The organism is Azotobacter chroococcum, from assembly GCF_004339665.1.
GTDB lineage: Bacteria > Pseudomonadota > Gammaproteobacteria > Pseudomonadales > Pseudomonadaceae > Azotobacter > Azotobacter chroococcum.
In genome coordinates this window covers 18,709-41,002 of record NZ_SMMU01000015.1, presented here as the reverse complement: position 1 = coordinate 41,002, position 22,294 = coordinate 18,709, and the positions used below count along the sequence as shown (strand labels likewise).

Annotated in this window: 21 protein-coding genes and 1 pseudogene; 17 read left to right on the top strand and 5 right to left on the bottom strand. The window is 66.6% G+C overall.

What is annotated here, in order from left to right:
* Window positions 1-326: 326 nt before the first annotated feature.
* On the bottom strand, window positions 327-602 hold the full coding sequence (locus tag EV691_RS13820; RefSeq protein ID WP_131297471.1) for a hypothetical protein: 276 nt from the start codon (window positions 600-602) through the stop codon (window positions 327-329).
* Window positions 603-848: 246 nt separating this feature from the next.
* Window positions 849-1,310: a hypothetical protein gene (locus EV691_RS13815; RefSeq protein ID WP_242672482.1), complete on the bottom strand. Its 462-nt coding sequence runs from the start codon at window positions 1,308-1,310 to the stop codon at window positions 849-851.
* A gap of 306 nt (window positions 1,311-1,616) precedes the next feature.
* Here EV691_RS13815 and EV691_RS13810 point away from each other — a divergent pair, with 306 nt between their 5' ends.
* From EV691_RS13810 to EV691_RS13765, 11 genes are all read left to right on the top strand, one after another.
* Window positions 1,617-1,922 carry a BufA1 family periplasmic bufferin-type metallophore gene (locus EV691_RS13810; RefSeq protein ID WP_089168148.1) on the top strand — a complete coding sequence of 102 codons (306 nt, stop codon included), beginning with the start codon at window positions 1,617-1,619 and terminating at the stop codon, window positions 1,920-1,922.
* Window positions 1,923-1,994: 72 nt separating this feature from the next.
* Window positions 1,995-2,498, top strand: coding sequence for a DoxX family protein (locus EV691_RS13805; protein WP_131297470.1), 504 nt, complete (start codon window positions 1,995-1,997; stop codon window positions 2,496-2,498).
* Entirely contained in the window at window positions 2,495-3,904 is a 1,410-nt protein-coding gene (locus EV691_RS13800) for an NAD(P)/FAD-dependent oxidoreductase (RefSeq protein ID WP_131297469.1), read from the top strand. The genes EV691_RS13805 and EV691_RS13800 overlap by 4 nt, the downstream gene beginning before the upstream one ends.
* Window positions 3,905-3,947: 43 nt before the next feature.
* Window positions 3,948-4,730, top strand: a complete 783-nt coding sequence (locus EV691_RS13795) for a 3-hydroxybutyrate dehydrogenase (protein WP_131297468.1) — start codon at window positions 3,948-3,950, stop codon at window positions 4,728-4,730.
* Window positions 4,731-4,740: 10 nt separating this feature from the next.
* On the top strand, window positions 4,741-5,817 hold the full coding sequence (locus EV691_RS13790) for a patatin-like phospholipase family protein (RefSeq protein ID WP_131297467.1): 1,077 nt from the start codon (window positions 4,741-4,743) through the stop codon (window positions 5,815-5,817).
* A gap of 22 nt (window positions 5,818-5,839) precedes the next feature.
* Window positions 5,840-6,667, top strand: a complete 828-nt coding sequence (locus EV691_RS13785; protein ID WP_131297466.1) for an acetoacetate decarboxylase — start codon at window positions 5,840-5,842, stop codon at window positions 6,665-6,667.
* The gene (locus EV691_RS13780; protein WP_089168143.1) at window positions 6,616-6,900 is read left to right on the top strand and encodes a BufA1 family periplasmic bufferin-type metallophore; all 285 of its coding nucleotides are present in this window, start codon (window positions 6,616-6,618) and stop codon (window positions 6,898-6,900) included. Before EV691_RS13785 ends, EV691_RS13780 begins: the two co-directional genes overlap by 52 nt.
* A 31-nt stretch (window positions 6,901-6,931) precedes the next feature.
* Window positions 6,932-7,453, top strand: coding sequence for a hypothetical protein (locus tag EV691_RS23600; RefSeq protein WP_207390141.1), 522 nt, complete (start codon window positions 6,932-6,934; stop codon window positions 7,451-7,453).
* Window positions 7,450-8,244 carry an adenylate/guanylate cyclase domain-containing protein gene (locus tag EV691_RS23595; protein WP_207390140.1) on the top strand — a complete coding sequence of 265 codons (795 nt, stop codon included), beginning with the start codon at window positions 7,450-7,452 and terminating at the stop codon, window positions 8,242-8,244. Before EV691_RS23600 ends, EV691_RS23595 begins: the two co-directional genes overlap by 4 nt.
* A 367-nt stretch (window positions 8,245-8,611) precedes the next feature.
* Window positions 8,612-8,902 carry a hypothetical protein gene (locus EV691_RS13770; RefSeq protein WP_242672481.1) on the top strand — a complete coding sequence of 97 codons (291 nt, stop codon included), beginning with the start codon at window positions 8,612-8,614 and terminating at the stop codon, window positions 8,900-8,902.
* A 369-nt stretch (window positions 8,903-9,271) separates the two neighbouring features.
* On the top strand, window positions 9,272-10,999 hold the full coding sequence (locus EV691_RS13765) for a diguanylate cyclase (protein ID WP_131297465.1): 1,728 nt from the start codon (window positions 9,272-9,274) through the stop codon (window positions 10,997-10,999).
* Here the strand turns inward: EV691_RS13765 and EV691_RS13760 are convergent.
* Window positions 10,996-11,451, bottom strand: a complete 456-nt coding sequence (locus EV691_RS13760) for a hypothetical protein (RefSeq protein WP_131297464.1) — start codon at window positions 11,449-11,451, stop codon at window positions 10,996-10,998. The two genes, EV691_RS13765 and EV691_RS13760, sit on opposite strands and share 4 nt — an antisense overlap.
* A 158-nt stretch (window positions 11,452-11,609) precedes the next feature.
* On the opposite strand from EV691_RS13760, the gene EV691_RS13755 reads away from it, so the two are divergent.
* The 6 genes and pseudogenes from EV691_RS13755 to ahpF all read left to right on the top strand — a co-directional run bounded on the left by EV691_RS13755 (window position 11,610) and on the right by ahpF (window position 18,550).
* Window positions 11,610-12,017, top strand: coding sequence for an MbcA/ParS/Xre antitoxin family protein (locus tag EV691_RS13755; RefSeq protein ID WP_242672480.1), 408 nt, complete (start codon window positions 11,610-11,612; stop codon window positions 12,015-12,017).
* Between the two features lie 3 nt (window positions 12,018-12,020).
* Entirely contained in the window at window positions 12,021-12,692 is a 672-nt protein-coding gene (locus EV691_RS13750) for an RES family NAD+ phosphorylase (protein ID WP_131297463.1), read from the top strand.
* 1,035 nt (window positions 12,693-13,727) lie between these two features.
* Entirely contained in the window at window positions 13,728-15,257 is a 1,530-nt protein-coding gene (gene hutH, locus EV691_RS13745; protein ID WP_131297462.1) for a histidine ammonia-lyase, read from the top strand.
* 16 nt (window positions 15,258-15,273) lie between these two features.
* On the top strand, window positions 15,274-16,644 hold the full coding sequence (locus tag EV691_RS13740) for a formimidoylglutamate deiminase (protein ID WP_131297461.1): 1,371 nt from the start codon (window positions 15,274-15,276) through the stop codon (window positions 16,642-16,644).
* A pseudogene (locus tag EV691_RS24275) lies at window positions 16,644-16,840 on the top strand (alpha/beta fold hydrolase); the annotation flags it as partial. The gene EV691_RS13740 and the pseudogene EV691_RS24275, both read left to right, overlap by 1 nt.
* Before the next feature lie 144 nt (window positions 16,841-16,984).
* Complete coding sequence (gene ahpF, locus EV691_RS13730) at window positions 16,985-18,550, top strand: alkyl hydroperoxide reductase subunit F (protein WP_131297460.1); 1,566 nt, start codon at window positions 16,985-16,987, stop codon at window positions 18,548-18,550.
* 194 nt (window positions 18,551-18,744) lie between these two features.
* On the opposite strand, the gene EV691_RS13725 is transcribed toward ahpF, so the two are convergent.
* Together EV691_RS13725 and EV691_RS13720 are read right to left on the bottom strand one after the other, a co-directional pair.
* On the bottom strand, window positions 18,745-20,718 hold the full coding sequence (locus EV691_RS13725) for a CHAT domain-containing protein (RefSeq protein WP_131297459.1): 1,974 nt from the start codon (window positions 20,716-20,718) through the stop codon (window positions 18,745-18,747).
* 2 nt (window positions 20,719-20,720) lie between these two features.
* The gene (locus EV691_RS13720; RefSeq protein WP_131297458.1) at window positions 20,721-22,217 is read right to left on the bottom strand and encodes a metallophosphoesterase; all 1,497 of its coding nucleotides are present in this window, start codon (window positions 22,215-22,217) and stop codon (window positions 20,721-20,723) included.
* Window positions 22,218-22,294 lie beyond the last annotated feature (77 nt).

Below are 22,294 nucleotides of genomic sequence, written 5' to 3'. Positions count from 1 at the left end.
AATGAAGGATGAAGGATAGGCAATCGGGGAGCAGCGGGGGTGGTGTTCGTCTGGTGCAGCGGAGTTGTGCTGGGAGGCTGTGAGGTTTTCGATTTTTTTGGGGACGGCGATGAGCGCCGAACGCCCTGGAAGCGGAGCGGGTCGCCGCGGCTCTTTCACCCAAGCCCGGCGGGCGGTGCGCATAGCGCTGTTCGATCGGGCGGGCCATCGGCCCCTGGGCGCTGCCGCTGACCGGGCCTGCGCCAACGGAGCCCAATATATATGCATATATGCGACTGCTGTCAGGCCGGAATAAAACCCCGGGCAGCCCGGGGTTCTGGACTCTGTTAGTAGTTGACAATAGAAGAATGTTTCTCATGCAGATATAGAAGTTCGCAGTGCATCTGCTCGGCGTCCCCCTTATCGACAAGTTTCCTGTCCGCCAGCGCGGCTATATAGCCATATAGCCAGACGACGGAATCGCGATGCATTTGCCGAAGAAGTGCCGGCCGGTCTTCTTCGGGAATCTTCATTCTTTCCCAATCCAGTATCGAAATGCCCTGCAGGCTATGCAGGCGCGTATTGAAACTCGCAGAGCGGGCAGCCAGTTCTTTAAGCGTCATTGCTTTCTTACTCCCTTTTATTCCCCTAGGCGTGCAGCGGAACGCGTTTGAAAAGACTAGACGACGATCTACACAGGTGGCTGCCAGGCTTCTTACGAAACGTCCGGATCAATACCCAAAAGTGTCTATTCGCCAGCCCTCGAAAAGCCTTTTCAGGCGCGAGTTGTTCTTGCCAGTCCAGCACAACGACTTTTCGTATAGCCTTCAAGGGGCGCTCTTGCCGAACTCAACAGACAAGAATACCCGCTATTTTTCAAGCACTTGAGATAACGGATGAGCCGCTACCGGCGCAGCCGGGCTGAACGCCCGACTCCACTGAACGCTCTCTGTTTCAGATACCTTGCTTTTTACCACCGATAAACCAACTGCCGCCGCAAAACATTCGGTCATTCTTTCAGGATTCTCTATCCCGCCACAGGATCGCAACTGTCTATCCAGCGCCAGAGCCTTGTTCAGCGCTTCCGGGTCGAGCATGCGTTCTTCGCATGCCAGATAACGGCGAATACCCTCCTCGCCGGGACGCCCGTCGAACTCCAGATCGCACGTCATTGCCATTTGTGTATTCCAGATCAAGCCATCATGCCGGGCCACCATGCTGGTGGCGAACCGCTCGTGTAGTTCCTGGCTTTCCTGGCGGTCCTGCTCCTGCATATAGAACCCGCCGGCGATAACGCTGGCCATGACAATCGTGCCAATAAAGTCTTTCACGGCATACTCCCTGTTCATATCCGATACGGCTTGCAACGGATGTTTCCTCCTGACCCCAACTTTCAGCTTAGGTTCTGTTGAGGCAAGCCCGGTGTTGAAACCGCTTTTCCATGACCGACAGAAGCCGAGTTGGCTCGCATGCAAAGTCTGCCGAGCACCACAGAAGGCATTCGGCTCACGCCCCCGCCGTGACGAAAACGTGAATTTCGCGCGACCGTCCCGTGAATTCCGCCTCGGATACTGCCCACCACGGAAAGGCACCCCGCCGGCCCGTTTCCAAGCAACCCAATGCGGAGAACCCCCTCAATGAAAACCGAACAGATCATCCGTGGCGCCATGGCCGGTCTTTTGTCCCTGGGCGTGCTGGCCAGTGCCAGCGGGCCGGCGCTGGCCGCCAAGGCCGACGTGGAGAAGTGCGCCGGGATCGCCAAGGCCGGCAAGAACGACTGCGGCACGGCGAAGAGTTCCTGCGCCGGCACCGCCAAGGTCGACAACGACGCCGAGGCCTGGGTGCTGGTGCCCAAGGGCACCTGCGAAAAGATCGCCGGCGGCACGCTCACCGACAAGCCCTACAACGCCCACGGCGGCCTGGCGGCAATGAAGCAGCAGTAAGCCGCCCACGCATCCCCTGCCGGCCGCCGGGCGGCCGGCCCTCCCCACCCCACCGACTCTCAGGAGGTCACCATGGATCTCTCTGCCAGCCATCCCGCGCCCCTGGCGAAGACCCGCGCGCCCCTCAAGGGCCGCTTCGACGACGCGGCCAATGCCGCGCTGAAGGGGCTCGCCTTGTTCACCCCGCTGCTGGATTTCGGCATCCGGCTGCTGGTCGCCAGCGTGTTCTTCCAGGCCGGACTGACCAAGATCGCCAGCTGGAGCAGCACCCTGACGCTCTTCGAATACGAATACGCAGTGCCGCTGCTGCCGCCGGAGCTGGCCGCCTGGCTCGGCACCGCGGCCGAGCTGTCGCTGCCGGTGCTGCTGGTGCTGGGCCTCGGCACGCGGCTGGCGGCGCTGGCGCTGTTCCTGTTCAACATCGTCGCGGTGATCTCCTACCCGGGCCTCGGCGAGGTCGGGCTGCAGCACCACCAGTACTGGGGGCTCCTGCTGCTGGTCACGCTGTGCCACGGCCCCGGCAAGCTGTCCCTCGATCACCTGATCCGCCGCTGGCGGGGGAGGCGCGCAGCATGAAGCCCGATTCCCTGGACATCCCCGTTCCGGCAGCCGGCGAGCCGGCGGAACGCAACATCCTGGTGATCGGCGGCGGCTTCGCCGGCACCACCCTGGCCCGCGCCCTGGAGCGCCGGCTCCCCGCGCCCTGGCGCGTGGTGCTGGTCAGCCGGGAGAGCTACACCACCTTCAACCCGATGCTCGCCGAGGTGGTCGGCGCCTCGGTGTTCCCCGAGCAGGTGATCGCGCCGATCCGCCAGATGCTCAGGCGCACCCGCTTCGTCATGGGCACGGTGACCGGCGTCGACCTGGAAACCCGCCAGGTGCGCGCCGAGACCCTCGCCGGGCCGCAGACGCTGTCCTTCGAGCATCTGGTGCTGGCCTTCGGCACCCGCGCCAACCTCGCCCTGGTGCCGGGCATGGCCGAGCACGCCCTGCCGCTCAAGCTGGTCGGCGACGCGCTGTTCATCCGCAACCGCGTGCTGCAGCGGGTGGCGCGCATCGAGCTGGAATCCGACCCGGTGCTGCGCCGGCGCCTGGGCCACTTCGTGGTGGTCGGCGGCGGCTTCTCCGGGGTCGAGGTGGCCGGGGAACTGGCCGACTTCCTGCGCGGCGCGCTGCGCTACTACCCGCGGGTGAAGCCGGACGAGCTGCGGGTGACGATCCTCCAGGACGGCGCGCGCCTGCTGCCGGAGCTGCCCGAAAGCCTCGGCCGGCGCGCCGCCCGCTCGCTGGAGCGGCGCGGCGTCGCGGTCCACCTCGGCTCCCGCGCCGCCGGCGTCGACGCCGAGGGCGTGGACCTGGCCGACGGCGGGCGCCTCGCCGCCGCGACGGTGATCTGCACCATCGGCACCCGCCCACACCGGCTGGTCGAGCAGCTCGGCGTGCCGCTGGTGCGCGGGCGCATCGACACCCAGGCCGACATGGCGGTGCCGGGACTGCCCGGGGTCTGGGCCCTCGGAGACTGCGCGCGGGTGGCGAACGCCGCCAGCGGCGCGGACTCGCCGCCCACCGCGCAGTTCGCGGTGGCCCAGGCCGCGCAGCTCGCCGGCAATCTCGCCGCCGCCATCGCCGGCCAGGAGACGCGCCCCTTCGCCCACCTCTCGAAAGGGATGATGGCCACCGTCGGCCACCTGAACGGCGTCGCCCAGGTCTTCGGCCTGCCTCTGGCGGGCCTGCCCGCCTGGCTGCTGTGGCGCGCCTACTACCTGCTGCGCATGCCGACCCTCGGCCGCAAGCTGCACATCTGGGCGGAATGGACCTGGGGCATGTTCTTCCGCGCCGACATCACCCACCTGCGCTTCACCCGCAGCGGCGAGACGGAGGACGAGGCCGCCGCCCCGCCACCCCCTCTGCGCGAAATCCCGGCCCGCTCCGAACCTGCAAGAACACCGCAAGCCCTCGGCGCCGCCGGGAATCGCGGATAAATCCGCTCCTGCAACCGCCCATCTTCCCAGCGAGGACAACCCCATGCTCCAGGGAAAATCCGTCATCGTCACCGGCTCCACCAGCGGCATCGGCCTCGGCATCGCCCGCGCCTTCGCCGAACAGGGCGCCGACGTGCTGCTCAACGGCTTCGGCGAGCCCGACGCCATCGACAGCCTGCGCCACGAGCTGGAAACGCGCCACGGCGTGCGGGTGCGCTACTCGCCCGCCGACCTGGCCAGTCCCGCGGCCATCCGCGGCATGGCCGACTACGCCCGCGGCGAGTTCGGCAAGGTCGACATCGTCGTCAACAACGCCGGCATCCAGCATGTCGCGCCGCTCGAGGAGTTCCCCGAGGACAGGTGGGACGCGATCCTCGCCGTCAACCTGTCCTCGGCCTTCCACCTGATCAAGGCGGTGCTGCCGGAGATGAAGGCGCGCCGCTGGGGACGCATCGTCAACATCGCCTCGGCCCATGGACTGACCGCCTCGCCGTTCAAGTCGGCCTATGTGGCGGCCAAGCACGGCCTGGTCGGCCTCTCGCGCGCGGTCGCCCTGGAGGGGGCGGAGTACGGCATCACCTGCAACACCCTCTGCCCCGGCTACGTGAAGACCCCGCTGGTCGAGCGGCAGATCGCCGACCAGGCCAGGGCCCACGGCATCTCCGCGGAGAACGTGGTGCGCGACGTGCTGCTGACGCACCAGGCGCGCAAGGCGTTCGTCGCGGTCGAGGAGCTGGCCGCGCTGACCCTGTTCCTCTGCTCCGATGCCGCCGCCTCGATGACCGCCGCCGCCCTGGCGATGGACGGCGGCTGGACCCAACACTGAGGTGCACGCCATGACTGCCAGAGAACGACTCGACGAACGCCCGGCGGCGCAGCGCGCGGGCGCCGGCCAGCTGCAGGTGAAGCCGGTGACCCTCGCCCTGCAGGGCGGCGGCGCCCACGGCGCCTTCGCCTGGGGGGTGCTCGACCGCCTGCTGGAGGACGGGCGCATTGACTTCGAGGGGATCAGCGCCACCAGCGCCGGGGCGATGAACGCCGTGGTGCTCGCCTACGGCCTGATGCAGGGTGGCCCGGCCGGCGCGCGCCAGGCGCTGCACGGTTTCTGGCGCGACATCGCCGCCAGCGCGGCGCTGTACAGCCCGTTCCGCCAGCTGCCCGGAGTCGGCAACCTGTACGGCCACCGGCTCGACCACTCGCCGTTCTACCTGATGACCGACATGCTGATGCGGGTCTTCTCGCCCTATCAGTTCAATCCGTTCAACTTCAATCCGCTGCGCCAGGTGCTCGGGCGCCACGTGGATTTCGCCGCCCTGCGCGAAAACGGCAGCACCCGGCTGTACCTGTGCGCCACCAACGTGGAGAGCGGCAAGGTGCGGATCTTCCCGCGCGAGGAGATCTGCATCGAGGCGGTGCTCGCCTCGGCCTGCCTGCCCTTCCTGTTCCAGGCGGTGGAGATCGACGGCGTGCCCTACTGGGACGGCGGCTACGTCGGCAACCCGGCGATCTATCCGCTGATCTACGAATGCGCCAGCCGCGACGTGGTGATCGTGCACATCAACCCCATCGTGCGCCGCGGCGTGCCGAAGACCGCCGCGGAGATCCTCAACCGGATCAACGAGGTGAGCTTCAACTCCTCGCTGATGCGCGAGCTGCGTGCGATCGCCTTCGTCACCTCGCTGATCGAGCGCGGCCAGGTGGCGGACGGCGAGATGAAGCGGATGCTGATCCACTCGATCCGCGCCGACGAGACCATGGCCGGGCTCGGCGTGTCGAGCAAGCTCAACGCCGACTGGCGATTCCTCTGCACGCTGCGCGATCGCGGCCGCGCCCAGGCCGGGCACTGGCTGGCCGAGACCTACGACGCCCTCGGCGAGCGCTCCAGCGTGGACATCCGCGCCGAATTCCTCTGACCCGCCCCACCGGAGAATGCCCATGAAGATCGCCGACATCCTCGAAACCGCCTCGATGCCGCTGGCCAGCCCGAGCTACCCCAGGGGTCCGTACCGCTTCATCGACCGCCAGTACATGATCGTCACCTACCAGTCCGACCCGGCGGCGATCCGCGCCGCGGTACCCGAGCCGCTGGAGCCGGACGGCAGCGACCGGGTGCTCTACGAGTTCATCCGCATGCCGGACTCCACCGGCTTCGGCGACTACACCGAGTCCGGCATCGTCATCCCCTGCCGCTTTCGCGGCGAGCCGCTGAACTTCGTCGCCCAGATGTACCTCGACTGCGAGCCGCCGATCTCCGGCGGGCGCGAGATCTGGGGCTTTCCCAAGAAGCTGGCCGACGTCTCGCTGAAGGTGAACCGCGACACCCTGGCCGGGCGCCTGGAATATGCCGGCCAGCCGGTGGCGCTGGCGAGCATGGCCTACAAGCACGACAACATCCTCTGCGGCGGCAACGGCGGACTGGTCTGCGACACCGCGCCGCTGGTGCAGAAACTCTCCAGGACCCAGGTCAACCTCAAGCTGATCCCGGACGTCGACGGCTCCCCCGCCATCGCCCAGCTGGTCGCCTACAACCTCGCCGACATCCACATCAAGGGTGCCTGGGAAAGCCCGGCGCGGCTGCACCTGATCCCTCACGTCAACGCGCCGGTCGCCGACCTGCCGGTGCGCCGGGTGCTCGGCGGCATCCACTTCGTCGCTGACCTGACGCTGCCCTACGGGCGGGTGCTCTTCGACTATCTGCAGGAGGCCGGCGCATGCCGTACCGACTCGCCAACGGCGCGGTCCTCGCTGCCGCAATCGGCCTGAGCCTGCTCGCGGTGCAGCAGTACAGCCATCTGCTGCCAGGTTCGGCGAAGACCTTCAGCGCCGACCGCGAGCGCTGCTACGCCGTGGTGCGCGCCGGCAGGAACGACTGTGGCACCGCGAAGCACGCCTGCGCCGGCCAGGCGACCCGCGAGCGCAGCCCCGAGGAGTGGCTGATGCTACCCGCCGGCACCTGCCTGCGCATTGCCGGCGGGCAGCTCAAGGCCGGCGGTTGAGGCTGTGGAGCCGTAACGAGGAGGCACGCGAATGAACGGAGCGAACCCCGTCACGATGCCCGCCCCGCTGCTGCCGGCGCGGGTACGGCGGGAGATCGCCCGCGAGCAGTACCGCAGCGAGCTGCTGGTCGGCGCCGTGCAACTGGGCATCGCCGCGCTGCTCGCCCTGCTTTACGCCGGCAGCACTCACGGCTTCGCCCCGGACGCGCCGGTGGAGGCGGCGCCGCTGGGGCTCAGCCTGTTCGCCATCCTCGCCCTGCTGCGCCTGTGGCTTGCCCTCAGCGGGCAGCTCGGGCGCTGGCTGCTGGGGCTGGGCGTAGTCGCCGAGATGGCCCTGCTGGTCGGGGTGATCTTCGCCTACCACCTGCAGTACGAGCAGCCCGCGCAGTTCTCCCTGAAGAGCACCGAGTTCGCCTACCTGTTCATCCTCATCGCCCTGCGCGCGCTGCGCTTCGAGCCGCTCTGGGTGATCCTCTCCGGCCTCACCGCCGCGGCCGGCTGGCTCGCCCTGCTCGGCTATGCCGTGGCCAGCGCGCCGGGCAATCCTACGTGACTTCGCTGCGCTCGATCCAGATCCACTACGGCGGCGAATTCGACCGGGTGTTGGCACTCCTCATGGTCACTGCCGTGCTCGCCTTCTCCCTGTCCCGCGCCCGCCGCCTGCTCGCCAGCGCCGTCGCCCGCGAGCAGGCGGTGGCCGATCTGTCGCTGTTCTTCGACGAGTCGGTGGCCAGCCGCATCACCCACTCCGAGGCGCAGGTCATGGCCGGCCAGGGCGAGCTGCGCCAGGCGGCGATCCTCTTCCTCGACATGCGCGGCTTCAGCGAAGCCGCCGCCCGTCTGGTCCCCGACGAGCTGATCGCCCTGCTCGGCGAATACCAGGGCCTGCTGCTGCCGATCCTCAAGGCCCACGGCGGCAGCATCGACAAGTTCATGGGCGACGGCATCCTCGCCAGCTTCGGCGCGGTGAGCCCCGATCCCGCCTTCGCCGCCCAGGCGCTGCGTGCCGTCGACGCCATCTGGACGGCGGTCGGGCGCTGGCGCGCCCAGCGCCAGGCGGCCGGCCTGCCCGCCCCGGACGTCGGCGCCGGGCTTGCCAGCGGCGAGGTGGTGTTCGGCATCATCGGTCACGGGCGGCGGCTCGAGTACACGCTGATCGGCGACGCGGTCAACCTCGCCGCCAAGCTGGAGAAGCACAACAAGGTCGAGCACAGCCGCGGCCTGACCACCCGCACGACCTACCAACTGGCCCGCGCCCAGGGCTACGCGGGCAGCAAGGAGCTTCGTGCGGCCCGCCGGGTCGGCGGCGTGGCCGCGCCGCTGGATCTGGCGGTGCTCGGTTAGATTGCCCGCGGGAATCTTTGTCGATACTGGTCAATATCGACGGAAGAGCCATACTTGGCTGAAACGCCCTGCTTGAATGGCGATGGAACAATACCCTTCGAACCATATCGCCATCGAAATTTTTTATTACCGGGCCATGTTGCCGGATGGCTCGACAAGTTCTATAGCTGAACTTGGAGGCCGATAACAGGGAACGCAAAACATGCTGGATTGTCCATTCAAATAGACACATCCTGAACACAACCCATCGGCACTGTTGTTGTTTTCGAGAACTACTGAGAGTGTAAGTTGAGGAAGGGGAAGGAAAATTTGAAACGCCTGTAGTAACCACCGCCAGGGACGGCCTCTTTCCCAAAGAGGTACTCCTATGTCCGACCTGGAACATAGCGGCACAGCTCGTGCCCATGCCTCCGATCTCGTACGGAACGCCCGCGACAACAAGCGAGCAGCCCGGGAACTCGATCATCTCAATCTGCCCGAGTTGGCAAATGACTTGCGCAAGTTTGCCGACAACCAACTACGCATGGCCAGAATGTGGCTGCCACGACGGGGCAACGGATACTTTGGCGGCGTCTGGCAACTTCGGATGCTGCAAGGACGTCTGTCAAAACCGCTCACGGCGCCGGGCGCGTTGAAGCGTGACTGGGGCGGCAGATGATCCCGCCGTATATACCGCCGGTCGGACGGTGAATATCGCCGCCATCGCAGAGCACCACGCCCCCCGGCAGTGCATAATGCCGGCTCACTGCCACGAACACCGAGACCGGCATCCTCCCTCCGAAACGCCGCGATGAAGCCATCCCTGCCTGTTCCGGTCGATCTTGCAACGGTTTCATCGCGCAATTGATGCTCGGGCTATTCCCGGCGACGTCGCTGGCGAGGCTGGAGCGGGGCGATCGTGTTGCGCCAGCAGATCCCGCATCACCATAAAATGTTCGGTGGCCAATTGACGACCCACTTCACGGGTCGGTTGCCATCGATCAATCTGTTCTGTGCCATTCGCAGCGCCGCCATTAGATGGAACCTGATGAAGACTCGCCTGCTCCTCGCCCTGCTCCTGCTCCTCGCCCTGCTCCTGCTGCTCGCTTCGCTCCGCGGCATACCGGCCTTTGCCGGGGACCGCCCCCTGCCGGCAAACGTCTCCCAGACCGGCCCCATCGGCCTCCACACCAGCTATCTGATGGAGACGGGCGGCCGGCTGAGCCTGGAGCAGGCCGTTGCCGCCCACGCCCGGGGCGCCTTCAGGGCCGTCGGCGCCCCGGTGCCGAACTTCGGCATCGGCTCGGTGCCCGTCTGGCTCCAGCTCACCGTGGAAAACCCGACGGCGCAGCCGCTGGAGCGCCAGTTGCACATCAAGACCCCATGGCTCGACCGGGTGGAGGTGCATTTCCGTCTCGCAGGAACGACCCGGGCCAGCCATGTAATCGCCGACCGCAAGGCATTCGGGCAATCCCCTGGCGACAACCGTTTCTTCATGCTCGAACATGCCTTCGCGCCCGGACTCAGCGAACTCTTCATCCGTGTGGAGAAGCCCGACCCCATGGTCGTTCCGCTCTATCTGCTGACGGCGGACGAGGCACGTGCCCGGGAACGCATCCAGGACTACAGCTACGGCTTCTTCTACGGTTTCCTGTTCGCCCTGCTGGCCTACAACTTCATGCTCTGGGCCGGCCTGCGGGATGCGAGCTACCTGCTCTACTCCCTGTATCTCGGTGCCTTCCTGCTGATGAACGGCGCCTATACCGGCCATGGCTTCCAGTGGCTCTGGCCCGACTCCAGAATTTGGGCGCAATGGTCCAATCCGCTGCTCGTGCTGCTCTACGGAAGCAGCGGGCTGGCCTTCGCCCTGCGCTTTCTGGACATCCGTCGGCATTTCCCGCGTCTCTACCGGGCCATAGTCGGCTACCTGGGCGTTTTCACCCTGCTGATGCTGCTGGCCATCCTGGCCGGCAGCCAGAAGCACGCCCTGATGCTCGCCTTCGTGTTCGTCCTCCTGTTCGCGGGCATCATGCTGGCGCTGGGCGCGATTTCCATGCGCTCCGGGCAAAAGCCGGCGAAATACTTCCTGCTGGCCTCCATCGCCGCGATGCTCGGTGCGGCCATCAGTACGCTGGCAGTCTGGGGCCGCATCCCGACCAATGCATGGACCTATCGCGCGGCCGACATCGGCATGATGCTGGACGCCACCCTGCTGGCCCTGGCCCTCACCTACCGCTTCCGCGTCACCCAGGCCGAGAAGCTGCGCGCCGAACGGCTGGCGACGCTCGACCCGCTGACCGGGATCGACAACCGCCGGGCCTTTCACGACAAGGCGCTGCCGCTCTGGCAGCGGGCCCGGCGGGAGGATCGGGAGCTGTCGCTCATCCTCCTGGACATCGACCGTTTCAAGGCGATCAACGACACCCATGGCCACGCCGGCGGCGACAAGGTGCTGGTTGCCACGGCCAGGACCCTCGAAGCTGCCATCCGCAGGCAGGACGTACTGGCCCGGTGGGGCGGCGAGGAATTCATCCTGCTCCTGCCGGAAACCGACCTGAACGAAGCCGCCCACCTGGCCGAGCGCCTGCGCGCCGCGCTGGAAGGCCTGCGCGTGCGGCATGAGAGCCAGGACATCGCCATCACCGCAAGCTTCGGCATCGCCCGGCGCAAGGCCGGCCACCCCGATCTGGACCGCTTGGTCGCGGAAGCGGACGAGCTGCTCTACCGCTCGAAGGAAATGGGCCGCAACCGGGTCAGTTCGCCCGAAGCACCTTAGCTGGAAATCTCGCGCAGGTAGTCGAGCACTTCCTGCGAGCTGATCTTGAGGAAGACGAACGAGACGGCATGGAACACGACGATCGAGAAGATGACGCTCAGGTAGACGCTCAGGGTGGTGCCGAACAGGAAGCCGATCCCCGCCAGCAGCCCGATGTGCGAAGCGACGAAGGCCGCGCCGACCAGGGTACCGAGAAAGGTAGCCGCCCCGTATGAGAGCAGCACGGAGAGCAGCAGGCCGACGAGCGCGACGGCCCGCCGCCGGGGACTCCTCACCAGCAGGGCGACCCGGACGATGAGAAACGGCGCGGCGATGAAGGACGCCAGCACCTTGACCGGATGACTGGCGATCCGTCGGAACACCTCGCCGAGTCGCCCCTTCTCGTTGGCGGCATCCCTGGCCAGTGCGGAAATCCCGCTTCCCAATACCTCACCGGCAGCTTTTCCGAACATCGGCATTCCCCGTTGCGGCGCAAGGCCGAGTGGCCTCGAGTTTCACTCGGCGCAATGGTAGCGCACTGGATGGAGTCGGGCCTGGCGCTGTTCTTTTAGTCTATATATGGACTATATTGTCACTAATAAACATATTTGGACAGCCACGGAGCTTCCCCATGGAACCTCATACCCGCACCGCCCCAACCGGCCGCGCCGACGTCGACACGCCCCAGGCCGGTCGCGTGGCGCTGACCTTCTTCTTCCGCCTCGCCGAACTCTGGGGGCTGAGCGCGGAGGAGCAGATGGTGCTGCTCGGCGGCATCGGCCGCTCCACCTACTTCAACTACCGCAAGCTGCCCGAGGTCCGCCTGGGCCGCGACCTGCTGGAGCGCATCTCCCACCTGATGGGCATTCACAAGTCGCTGCGCATCCTGTTCGGCGACTCGCCCTCCGCCTACGACTGGGTCAAGCGCCCGAACAGGGCCGCGCCCTTCAACGGCGACACGGCGCTGCAGCGGATGCTGGCCGGCTCGCTGGTCGACCTGTCGGACGTCAATCGCTATCTGGCGGCGCAGCGGGGTTAGGCAATGAACGAAGTCATCCCTGCCTGGCAGGCGCACCGGCTGGTCGCCAGCCACTTCCCGCCCATCGGCGTGTTCGAGGACACCCTGGACCCCGCCGACCTGGAAATCGCCTTCGAGATCGAGGCGCTGACCAACGACCGGCTGCGCGAGGAAGCCGGCGAGATCCACCTGGTCGCGCCCGAGGACCGGATTTCCGGGCCCGGCTCCAGTCCGGTCATGGCGGCCTTCACCCACATCGGCAGCCCGAGCCGCTTCACCGACGGCAGCTACGGCGTCTACTACGCGGCCGACAGCCTCGAGGCGGCCATCGCGGAAACCCAGTTCCACCGCGCCCGCTTCCTCGCCGCCACGCAGCAACCCAGCCTGGAGCTGACCATGCGCTGCTACCTGAGCGAGATCGTCCGGCCGCTGCTGGACATCCGCGCCGGCGACCCCGCGCTCTACCACCCCGACCCGCAGCAGTACGGCCCGGCCCAGGCCTTCGCCGCCCGGCTGCGCCTGGACGGCAACTGGGGCCTGCTCTACGCCAGCGTGCGCCGGCCGGGCGCCGAATGCGTGGCGCTGTTCCGCCCGCCGGCGACCAGCATCCCGGTGCAGGGCAAGCACCTGCGCTACGTCTGGGACGGCCAGCAGCAGGCCTTCACCCACGTGCTGGAAGTGTCGGAAATCCGTTAGGCCTGCCCGGCCGCCCCCGTTTCTGCCGCCGGGTGCAGCCTCATCCAGGGCGACCCGGCGCAGCAGAAGCCGTCTTCCCCCTCGCCGCGTCGCGCAGCAGGCAGCTGGAGACGTTTCTTTGTGACTGGGGTGGGAAGGTTCGGTGGTGGAATTCTTGTCCCATATCTAGACTTCCGATTTTAGGAAATATATTGGACGAGCGTTCGCTTGGGCTCTCTCATCCGCAAAAGCCGGCACAGGGCGTATCCGGACTGGCTTGGCCTACTCGATGATTTCCGATTTAAGGAAAAATCCAGACAGGCACCGCGATGCCGGGCCTGCCGGGGAGCCACCCTGCATCCTCCGGCATGGCTTGGAGGGCACCGCCATGGCCTCGAGACGCATCGTCCCGGCTGTCATTACTTCACGGCCTCGCCTGCCCGCGTTATCGAGTCTTCCTGACCGCCGACCGGTCTGGATTGGCGATGGTAGCCGCCCCTGGTCATCCGATGAACAGACGCAGTCAACCTCGCCGAAAGTCGAGTGTCTGTGGCCTCAGAAGACACTCGGAAACGGGGCCATCGGAACGATGCCAGCGCAGGCATGGTACGGGCTGCAGCCCTGCGATCACCGCTCGTCGGAACGGCTGCAAAGCAATACTTTTCAAACATTTTTTCATGGAACTTTCACTTCGCTTGGAGCACTATGGTCCCAGCTGAAGGATCAGCTCCATCGTGTGACAGAGCCCATCGTTGTTTTGGTGGGCTTTTTCTTGCCCCCCCTTTTCCCCCTGTTCCCACATCATCATCCAGGCCAGCGTCGGCCCCCTCTCCTGCCCCCTTTTTTTCGTCGATCTTCCGATTCCCTCATCCATGGTTTCCGGGCCCTCTCAAGACATGGCGGCATCCGGCTCAGCCGTATATTTCCGATTTATGGATAAATGGGCAAATGAATACGGCAAAACCGCTCCTGCCCCGCCCATATCGCAGGGTCCGCTTCGACAAGGCCCGGGCTTTTTGCCTATCTATATAGGAAGTCTCTTTGCAGGATGCTTCCATGCCCTCCGCCCTGCTCCTTCGCCCCGGCCAGCTCGTCCTGGACGACCTGCGCGACATCTACTGGAACCAGGCGACGCTCGATCTCGATCCGGCCTGCCGGACCGAGGTCGAGGCCGGCGCGCGCAGCGTCGCGGCGATCCTCGCCAGCCAGCGCACCGTGTACGGCATCAACACCGGCTTCGGCCTGCTGGCGCGCACCTCGATCCCGGCCGACTCCCTCGCCGCCCTGCAGCGCAACCTGGTGCTCTCCCACTGCACCGGCACCGGGCCGCTGCTCGACGACGCCAGCGTCGGGCTGATCATGGCGCTGAAGATCGCCTCCCTGGCGCGCGGCTATTCGGGCGTCGGCTGGGCAGTGATCGAGGCGCTGCTGAAGCTCTACGAAGCCCGGGTCTATCCGTGCATCCCCTCCCAGGGTTCGGTGGGCGCCTCCGGCGATCTGGCGCCGCTGGCGCATCTGGCGGCGGTGCTGCTCGGGGTCGGCCAGGTGCGCCATGAAGGCCAGGTACTGGAGGCGGCCGAAGGACTGGCCATCGCCGGCCTGGAGCCTCTGATCCTCGGCCCCAAGGAGGGCCTGGCGCTGCTCAACGGCACCCAGGTGTCCACTGCCCTGGCGCTGCGCGGGCTGTTCGCCGCGGAGCGGCTGTTCGGCGCCGCGCTGGTCGCCGGCAGCCTCAGCGTCGAGGCGCTGAAGGGTTCCTTCGTGCCCTTCGATGCGCGCATCCAGGCGGTGCGCGGCCAGCCGGGGCAGATCGCGGTGGCCGAGCTGTACCGCGAGCTGCTCCACGACAGTGCGATCAACCGCTCCCACGTCCACTGCAAGCGGGTCCAGGACCCCTACTCGCTGCGCTGCCAGCCGCAGGTGATGGGCGCCTGCCTGGACCACCTGCGCTTCGCCGCCGGGGTGTTCCTGCGCGAGGCCAATGCGGTGTCGGACAACCCGCTGGTGTTCGCCGGCGACGCCGAGGTGCTCTCCGGCGGCAACTTCCACGCCGAGCCGGTGGCGATGGCCGCCGACGTGCTGGCCCTGGCCATCGCCGAGATCGGCGCGCTCTCCGAGCGGCGCACCGCCCTGCTGGTCGACCCTGCGCTGTCCGGCCTGCCGGCCTTTCTGGTCAGGGAAGGCGGGCTGAATTCCGGCTTCATGATCGCCCAGGTCACCGCGGCATCGCTGGTTTCGGAGAACAAGAGCCTGGCCCACCCGGCCTCGGTGGACAGCCTGCCGACCTCGGCCGGCCAGGAGGATCACGTCTCCATGGCCACCTTCGCCGCCCGCCGCCTGCAGGACATGGCCGGCAACGCCGCCGCGGTGGTGGGCATCGAACTGCTGGCCGCCGCCCAGGGCATGGACTTCCACGCGCCGCTGTCCACCTCGCCGCAGCTCGGCGAGGTCATGGCGCTGATCCGCAGCCGGGTCGCGCACTACGAAGAGGACCGCTACTTCGCCCCGGACATCGCCACCGCGCGGGCCTGGGTCGAGGACGGCGCCTTCGAACGCTGGGTGCCCTGTGCCCGTCTTCATTCCTGAGCGCCGCGAGGCCAGCATGACGACCACCCTGTTCGCCGAACGCGCCCTGCTGCCGGGCGGCTGGGCGCGCGACGTGCGCCTGGAAATCGACGCCGCCGGCCGACTCGGGCGGATCGAGCCCGATGCCCGTGCCGAGGGTGCCGAACGCCTGCGCGGGCCGCTGCTGCCCGGCTTGCCGAACCTGCACTCCCACGCCTTCCAGCGCGCCATGGCCGGACTGACCGAGGTCGCGTTCAGCGCCGAGGACAGCTTCTGGAACTGGCGCGAGCGGATGTACCGGCTGGTCGCCCGGCTCGACCCTGACCAGTTCGAAACCATCGCCCGCCAGCTCTACATCGAGCTGCTCAAGGCCGGCTACAGCAGCGTCGCGGAGTTCCACTACCTGCACCACGACCGCGACGGCCGGCCCTACGCCGACCCCATCGAGCTGTCCCTGCGCCTCGCCCGCGCCGCCCGCGAGGCCGGCATCGGCCTGACCCTGGTCCCCGTGCTCTACAGCCATTCCGGCTTCGGCGGCCTGCCGCCGGGCACCGAGCAGCGGCGCTTCATCCTCGACACGGACGGCTACCTCGACCTGCTGGCACGCCTGCACCCGGCGCTGGAGCAGGCCGGACAGTACCTGGGGCTGGGCTTCCATTCCCTGCGCGCGGTAACCCCCGGACAGATCGCACGGGTGCTGGCCGCCTCGCCCATCGACGGCCCCATCCACCTGCACATCGCCGAGCAACAGAAGGAAGTCGACGACTGCCTGACCTGGAGCGGCCGGCGCCCTCTGCAGTGGCTGTTCGAGAATTGCCCGGTGGACGAGCGCTGGTGCCTGGTGCACGCCACCCAGGCGCAGCCGGACGAACTCGCCCTCCTCGCCGCCAGCGGCGCGGTCGCCGGCCTCTGCCCGGCGACCGAGGCCAACCTCGGCGACGGCCTGTTTCCGGCCACGGACTACCTGGCCCGGGGCGGCCGCTTCGGCATCGGCTCGGACAGCCAGGTCTCGGTCAGCGTGGTGGAGGAACTACGCTGGCTGGAATACGGCCAGCGCCTGCGCGACCGCCGGCGCAACCGTCTCGTCCAGCCCGGCCGCCCGGCGGTCGGCGCCGCGCTCTACCAGGGCGCCCTGAGCGGCGGCGCCCAGGCCCTCGGCCAGCCGGTCGGCGCGCTGGAAAGCGGCCGGCGCGCCGACCTGCTGGTGCTGGACGGCACCGATCCCTATCTGGCCAATGCCGAAGGCGACCAGATCCTCAACCGCTGGCTGTTCGCCGGCAGCGACCGCCAGGTGCGCGACCTGATGGTCGCCGGCCGCTGGGTGGTGCGCAAAGGCCGTCATGCGGACGAGGAACACAGCGCCCGCGCCTTCGCCGCACTGCTGGCGAAGCTTTCGGCGACGTCCTGAGCGCCGGCAGGCAGGTGATTGCCTACGACCGGCTCGGCTTCGGCAGGTCCGATCCGCGGAGCAACCGGCCGACGGCGAACTTCATTGCTTCGGCCACAGCGTCGGTGGCGGCCTGACCGTCCACTGTGCGAGCCGCTTCGCCGATGCGTGCGCGGCACTGATCACCGAGTCTGCCCAGGCGTTCGTCGAGGACCAGCCCCATGCCTGCCGATGAGGGCTGCGCCGTCATGGATAGAAAAACGAAATCGACCCGACAAGTTCAATCGATTAGGAAAATTCTCCCCTGCATCGTAAGGTTGCACCCATCAAGTTCTTCACCCCCATCGAGGAGTCGAAACCCATGTTGGACGCTAGCCTTAAGACCCAGCTGCAGGCCTACCTGGAGCGCGTCACCCTGCCCTTCGAGATCGTTGCCACCCTTGACGGGAGTGCCAAGTCGCAGGAGATGCTCGGCCTGCTGCAGGACATCCAGGGCCTGAGCGACAAGATCACCCTGCGCACCGACGGCAAGGACGCACGCGTCCCGTCCTTCTCCCTCGAACGTCCGGGCGCGGACATCTCCCTGCGCTTCGCCGGCATCCCCATGGGCCACGAGTTCACCTCCCTGGTGCTGGCCCTGCTGCAGGTCGGCGGCTATCCGTCCAAGGCCAGCGAGGAAGCCATCGCGCAGATCAAGGCCCTCGACGGCGAATACCGCTTCGAAACCTACTTCTCGCTGTCCTGCCAGAACTGCCCGGACATCGTCCAGGCGCTGAACCTGATGGCGGTGCTCAATCCCAGGATCAGCCACGTCGCCATCGACGGCGCGCTGTTCCAGGACGAGGTCGAGAAGCGCCAGATCATGGCCGTACCGACCATCTACCTGAACGGCGAGCCGTTCGGCCAGGGCCGCATGGAGCTCGAGCAGATCCTCGCCAAGCTCGACACCGGCGCCAGCGCCCGCGGGGCGGAGAAGCTCAACGCCAGGGAAGCCTTCGACGTGCTGGTGGTCGGCGGCGGCCCGGCCGGCGCCTCGGCGGCCATCTACGCGGCGCGCAAGGGCATCCGCACCGGCGTGGTGGCCGAGCGCTTCGGCGGCCAGGTGCTGGACACCATGGACATCGAGAACTTCATCTCCGTGCCGGAAACCGAAGGCCCGAAACTCGCCCGCGCCCTGGAAGAGCACGTCCGCCAGTACGAGGTCGACATCATGAACCTGCAGCGCGCGGTCAAGCTGGTGCCGGCCGCCGCCAAGGGCGGTCTGCACGAGGTGCAGTTCGAGTCCGGCGCCTCGCTCAAGGCCAAGGCCGTGATCCTCGCCACCGGCGCCCGCTACCGCGCCCTCGGCGTCCCCGGCGAGCAGGAATACCGCACCAGGGGCGTGGCCTACTGCCCGCACTGCGACGGCCCGCTGTTCAAGGGCAAGCGCGTGGCGGTGATCGGCGGTGGCAACTCCGGCGTCGAGGCGGCCATCGACCTGGCCGGAATCGTCGCCCACGTCACTCTGCTGACCCACGGCGAGAAGCTGCGTGCCGACGCGGTGCTGCAGCGCAAGCTGCACAGCCTGCCGAACGTCACCGTGCTGCTCAACGCGCCGATCGCCGAAGTGATCGGCGACGGCCAGAAGGTCAACGGCCTGGTCTACAAGGAGCGCCTCAGCGGCGAGGCGCACCGCATCGAGCTGGAGGGCGTGTTCGTGCAGATCGGCCTGCTGCCGAACAGCGAGTGGCTGAAGGGCAGCGTCGAGCTCAGCGAGCGCGGCGAGATCATCACCAACGCCCATGGCAGCACCACGGTTCCCGGCGTGTTCGCCGCCGGCGACGTCACCACGGTGCCCTACAAGCAGATCGTCATCGCCGTGGGCGAAGGCGCCAAGGCTTCGCTGGGCGCCTTCGACCACCTGATCCGCACCTCGGCGCCGGCCTGACGGTCGGCCCCTCGGGGGCCCGGAGAACGAAAAACCGCCGCCCGCAAGGCCGGCGGTTTTTTCATGGGCTATAGCTTTGCGGGCCCGGGTGGGTTGGCTGCCTCGCTTATGGACCCTGCACGTTACTGTCCGTCGGCAAACGCCCGGGAGCCGCTCGCACGTGCGCCATATCCCTTTCGAACGCTCGTCTGCCCTTATTGGGACAGGTGCTCCAGCGCGGCGCTGGCCAGGTCGTTCCACAGCGGGCTGGGCCAGTCCTGCAGGTAACGCCGGAACTGGCGACGTGCCGAAACCAGCGGCTGGGCATTGGTCACGCTCCGCTCCCTCAAGGCCTTGCAGTTCAAGACCAGTTGGTCCTTCAGCGCCTCACCGGAAGCAGCTCCGGCATAAACGGTCCCCAGCAGATCCAGCTCGGCCTGCGTGCTATACGCATAAGCCTGTTCGCGTCCCGACAAGTTGCATATGCGCCAGTCGACCACCTGACGAACCGCCTGCCAGATCACACCGTAGTCGGCCGCCAGTTGCCTGGCTTCCTGCTCGATCCTGTCCGTCGGGCGGCCCTCTTTATCTTCCCGCAGCGCCAGGATGGCCCGTATCGCCAGACACTGGGTGATGACCCAGTGGTTGCAGGGATCGAGCTTCCAGGCCTGAAAATAAAAATCCCGGCAGGCTTCATACGCCCGCTGCTCTGCCGACTCGTCTATCTGGTTGAAGGCGATGCCCAGGCGCTTTTCGCAGGCGCCACTGATGCCGAAACGGTGGGCCATTTCCGTATTGCCCGGCGTCACGCATCCCGACTCGGCCCGCCAGCTTTCCAGATCCGCCCGGATCGCCGCCGAGAGCGGTGTCAGCTCCTGCTTCTGCTTCTCCGTCAGGCTCGGACGCTCGACGCCGGACTCGTTATTCGCTCCAACCAACTCGTCGATCCGCTCGAACTTGACCTCGATCCGCCGCCGCGTCTGCTGATCGCGGAACTGACCGACCTGCTGCTCGAAATCCCTGGATACGGTCGAATAGGCCACGATACTGGCCCAGTCATGGGTTTCCGGAACGTCCGTGCGCAGACGCTGGCGCAGTTCATAAAGCACCCAGCGTGGATCCGTTCCCTTCAGAAGTCCGGAATACAGCTCCCTGACGGCAACGGCCGACGCCTTCATCCACAGCGGAAACTGGGAAGCGATGACCCAGGGAATGCCCGCGGCATGCAGCTCGTGGGCGATGCTGCCCCCCGGGGTCAGGGGGGAGTCGATGTTGCCGGAATCGCAGGTCGCCAAGCTGACAAGCGTCGGGCGATGCCGGCTGTGGCCTAGCGGATCGCTGGCAATCAATGCGATGGCCAGCCGCTCTCCATCCACGACGTCGGCAGCCGTACCGCCCTCGGCGCACAGGGCCAGACCGTAACGCTCGTCCCCGCAATGCCGGAAGGATTTGCCGTGGGCGAGGATGTGCACATGGGTGAACTCACCCGAGGCACAGAGCGTCCGGATTTGCTCCAGGGAAGCATTGGGCAGCACCGTCAGATGCTTTTTGACTTCCTCGATGCGGGCCTTGGGGTCTTCCTCGACTCTGACCCAGGGGTCGATGGCCTCCCGCAAGGCTTGCAAATGGCTCTCGGCCGGCACATACAACCCATCCGGAGCCGCAAAGGCAAAGAGTATGCGGGGCTCCCGGTTCCATTCGATCGGCAGGGGACGGCCACGGCGGAATTCACGCGTAACGCAAATCGGCATGCGCGTCTGCAGGAACAGGGGAGACCCCGCTCCGGGAAAGCCCTCCGCCGCGATCGCGGTTTCGAAAGGCACCATGCCCAGTTCGAAGGCAGACATCACCAGCCGCAGATGAACGAGCCGACCGTTGCCGGAGCTGGCACTGCCCAGCTCGGACAACAGGGCAGGCACCAGTCCCAACACCTTGCCGATCATCTCGCCCAGGTCACGCAGTTCCGACTGGCGCTGATCTTCGGAAGTCTGCGTCCTGTCCATCTGATAGCGCAGGCGTTGCAACCGGCTCAGCAACTGGCGCTGCTCGAAGGGCATGTTCAGCGTTACCGGCCCATCGGAACCGCACAGCGCAATGTAGGAAGTCAGAGGAGAAAGCAGCTGGTTATGGGCCGGCCCGCTCCGTAACAGCTCCAGCTTGACACTGGAAATGGCGGAAGCTTCGCGCATGTTCAGGGCCTCGCGAATCGCTGGATTTCTTCGGGAGTCCCCGTACCGTCGCCCAGTACATGGTAGAGGCGACCTACGACCTGCCCCCCTTCCTGGCGGATGGACACGGCGCTGGTCTGGTTCATGACTAAGGAAGCGTCTCCGAATGTCGCCCTGTCGATGGTTTCCATGCGCCCGTCCATCAATACGTCGTAGACGGGTTTGAAGGCGCCCTGATCCTTGAGCATGGACTGGCTGAAGCGCAACAGCCGAATCCAGGTGCCACAGTTGAAGTAGTAACGGCCTCCCCCCATGTCGATCGCCCGCTCCAGATGGGTATGCCCCGTCACGATAAAGTTGACGGACTGTCCGACATTGGCCGTAACCGCCTTGAAGGTGTCGTCCCGATCCTGCAGATCGAAGCTCTTGTCGTCGGCCAGCCAGTCCTTCAAGGCCCGGCGCAGGGCTTCGTCCTTGGTGATATTGCGCATCCAGCCGGTCAGGCGGTCCAGGATCAACTGCCCGGTTCCCAGCTGGCCATCCTGCTCCGCCAACTGGGACAGAGGCTTGCCGAGATTCTTTTCGGCCTGAAGCAGCAGGCTATCCACATCGGCAGTCGCCTGCACCGAGGAGGCTTCTCCCAGGTTCGGCCCCAGCCACGGCTCCTTGACCGGCGTGGCGGCGCCGAGCGGACCCGGGGATCCGGAGACTGGCTCATCGGCGGAAAGGCGCTGGTTCATGTCCTTTTCGCTGAGCACCTTTTCTCCGAAGATGGACAGCAGATCGCCAACCTTCTTCGCCTGGGCGGGATCGAGCACCACCAGCGTACCGACGGCCGCCTGGGTTTCCGGCTTCAGCAGATCGATCCATTTGTAGCGTTCCTTGACGCTGTTCATGACCTCCTTGACCATCCGCGTTCCGGCATTGGGCCGCCACTCGCGCAGATCGAAACCGAGGCCGGCATTCAGCCGCCGTCCGACCCTGGCCAGACTCTCGTAGTGGTTGTAGTTCCAGGCATCCACCTCGTTGCCGTGGGTGCAGTAGACCCTGGCGCCGCCGACCGTGCAGCTGTAGCCGGCGCCCACGGTGGAGAACTCGATCCGTCCGCGCTTCAGCGAATCGTCTCCCGCCAGCCGGTTGAGGATCAGCCGCTGCACGCCGGCAAAGGACATCTCGATGTCATGGTTGCCGATGACGAATACCAGGGTCCGCCCATCCAGCGCCACAAAACGCGCCAGTGCATCCCAGATGCCGCTGAAGGAAGGATCGCCCATGATGCGGCCGACGACCTCCACGGCCCGCTCGATGGCGATGTATCCGGTGGAGCGCTCGGCCAGGGTGTCGAACACATCGCCATTGAGTACCAGCGCCACCCGCCCTTCGGGACATTGCTGACCCACCCAGCCGATATAGCCGGCGAGTCGCCCGGTTTCCCGGAGAATCTGGAAGTCGTGGGTTTCACCGCCCATGTGAATGTCCGAAATCACATGGATCTCATCGTATTCGGGAAAATGTTCCATAAAGAATCCAGTCCTGATGCGGCCAATGTTCGGCGCGCAGACGTTGCTCGATTGCCCCGGGCACGGTCAGAGTGCCG

Bases quoted from the DNA above. Each gene is read 5' to 3' on its own strand.
- EV691_RS13800 (WP_131297469.1), top strand. From the start codon at position 2,495: ATGAAGCCCGATTCCCTGGACATCCCCGTTCCGGCAGCCGGCGAGCCG.
- EV691_RS13820 (WP_131297471.1), bottom strand. From the start codon at position 602: ATGACGCTTAAAGAACTGGCTGCCCGCTCTGCGAGTTTCAATACGCGC.
- EV691_RS13750 (WP_131297463.1), top strand. From the start codon at position 12,021: ATGAACGAAGTCATCCCTGCCTGGCAGGCGCACCGGCTGGTCGCCAGC.
- EV691_RS13770 (WP_242672481.1), top strand. From the start codon at position 8,612: ATGTCCGACCTGGAACATAGCGGCACAGCTCGTGCCCATGCCTCCGAT.
- EV691_RS13740 (WP_131297461.1), top strand. From the start codon at position 15,274: ATGACGACCACCCTGTTCGCCGAACGCGCCCTGCTGCCGGGCGGCTGG.
- EV691_RS13810 (WP_089168148.1), top strand. From the start codon at position 1,617: ATGAAAACCGAACAGATCATCCGTGGCGCCATGGCCGGTCTTTTGTCC.
- EV691_RS13795 (WP_131297468.1), top strand. From the start codon at position 3,948: ATGCTCCAGGGAAAATCCGTCATCGTCACCGGCTCCACCAGCGGCATC.
- EV691_RS13790 (WP_131297467.1), top strand. From the start codon at position 4,741: ATGACTGCCAGAGAACGACTCGACGAACGCCCGGCGGCGCAGCGCGCG.
- EV691_RS13755 (WP_242672480.1), top strand. From the start codon at position 11,610: ATGGAACCTCATACCCGCACCGCCCCAACCGGCCGCGCCGACGTCGAC.
- ahpF (WP_131297460.1), top strand. From the start codon at position 16,985: ATGTTGGACGCTAGCCTTAAGACCCAGCTGCAGGCCTACCTGGAGCGC.
- EV691_RS23600 (WP_207390141.1), top strand. From the start codon at position 6,932: ATGAACGGAGCGAACCCCGTCACGATGCCCGCCCCGCTGCTGCCGGCG.
- EV691_RS13805 (WP_131297470.1), top strand. From the start codon at position 1,995: ATGGATCTCTCTGCCAGCCATCCCGCGCCCCTGGCGAAGACCCGCGCG.
- EV691_RS13760 (WP_131297464.1), bottom strand. From the start codon at position 11,451: ATGTTCGGAAAAGCTGCCGGTGAGGTATTGGGAAGCGGGATTTCCGCA.
- EV691_RS13765 (WP_131297465.1), top strand. From the start codon at position 9,272: ATGAAGACTCGCCTGCTCCTCGCCCTGCTCCTGCTCCTCGCCCTGCTC.
- EV691_RS13725 (WP_131297459.1), bottom strand. From the start codon at position 20,718: ATGCGCGAAGCTTCCGCCATTTCCAGTGTCAAGCTGGAGCTGTTACGG.
- EV691_RS13720 (WP_131297458.1), bottom strand. From the start codon at position 22,217: ATGGAACATTTTCCCGAATACGATGAGATCCATGTGATTTCGGACATT.
- hutH (WP_131297462.1), top strand. From the start codon at position 13,728: ATGCCCTCCGCCCTGCTCCTTCGCCCCGGCCAGCTCGTCCTGGACGAC.
- EV691_RS13785 (WP_131297466.1), top strand. From the start codon at position 5,840: ATGAAGATCGCCGACATCCTCGAAACCGCCTCGATGCCGCTGGCCAGC.
- EV691_RS13780 (WP_089168143.1), top strand. From the start codon at position 6,616: ATGCCGTACCGACTCGCCAACGGCGCGGTCCTCGCTGCCGCAATCGGC.